This window comes from Shewanella sp. AC34-MNA-CIBAN-0136, from assembly GCF_040309945.1.
Classification (GTDB): domain Bacteria; phylum Pseudomonadota; class Gammaproteobacteria; order Enterobacterales; family Shewanellaceae; genus Shewanella.
This window is the reverse complement of sequence record NZ_JBEOPJ010000075.1, coordinates 1-267: the sequence shown is the minus strand read 5'-3', so window position 1 is coordinate 267 and position 267 is coordinate 1. Positions and strand designations below refer to the sequence as shown.

At 63.7% G+C, this 267-nt stretch carries 1 protein-coding gene; it reads left to right on the top strand.

What is annotated here, in order from left to right; translation table 11 throughout:
- Positions 1–267, top strand: a 267-nt coding sequence (locus AAEY94_RS20720; protein ID WP_350979925.1) for a hypothetical protein, incomplete at both ends; no start/stop codon positions are given.

The following is a 267-nucleotide window of genomic DNA, read 5'->3' as shown; positions in this document are numbered from 1 at the left end:
GAGCCAGCGCTACAGCGCGATTGCCCGGGAACATACCGAGCAGGTACTCAACGAAGAGCGTGGTGCCAAGCTTGAACTGGAGCGCCAGCGCCTGCAACTGGCCTTGCGCGAGGCCAAGCTGCTCAGCGTGCAGCAGCAGGGCAAGTGGCTGGAGGAGCAGATCGTCAGCCTGGCCACCACCCAGACCGATCGCGGGCTGGTGATGACCCTCGGTGATGTGCTGTTCGACACCGGTGAAGCGGAGCTGAAAAACTCGGCGAACCGCAC